This is a genomic window from Achromobacter sp. SIMBA_011, assembly GCF_046535435.1.
Lineage (GTDB): Bacteria > Pseudomonadota > Gammaproteobacteria > Burkholderiales > Burkholderiaceae_B > Achromobacter > Achromobacter dolens.
The window spans coordinates 1-270 of record NZ_JAWRWN010000505.1 but is presented as its reverse complement, the minus strand read 5'-3'; the positions used below and the strand labels follow the sequence as shown (position 1 = coordinate 270).

Genomic DNA, 270 nt, shown 5'->3' with positions numbered 1-270 from the left:
GGTCGAAGTGAACGTCGACTCGAACAACGTGATCCGCAACGCGGTGTCCACCGGCACCATGTGGCGCGGACTCGAAGTGATTCTCAAGGGCCGCGACCCGCGCGATGCGTGGGCGTTCGTCGAGCGCATCTGCGGCGTCTGCACCGGCTGCCACGCGCTGGCGTCGGTTCGCGCGGTCGAGGACGCGCTCGACATCCGGATTCCGCCGAACGCGCACCTGATCCGCGAGATCATGGCGAAGACGCTGCAGGTGCATGACCACGCGGTGCA

General features: G+C 67.0%; 1 protein-coding gene. It reads left to right on the top strand.

Going from position 1 to position 270, the window contains the following annotated elements; genetic code table 11:
* A partial coding sequence (locus SB816_RS31915; protein ID WP_410548231.1) for a nickel-dependent hydrogenase large subunit occupies positions 1 to 270 on the top strand: 270 nt, incomplete at both ends.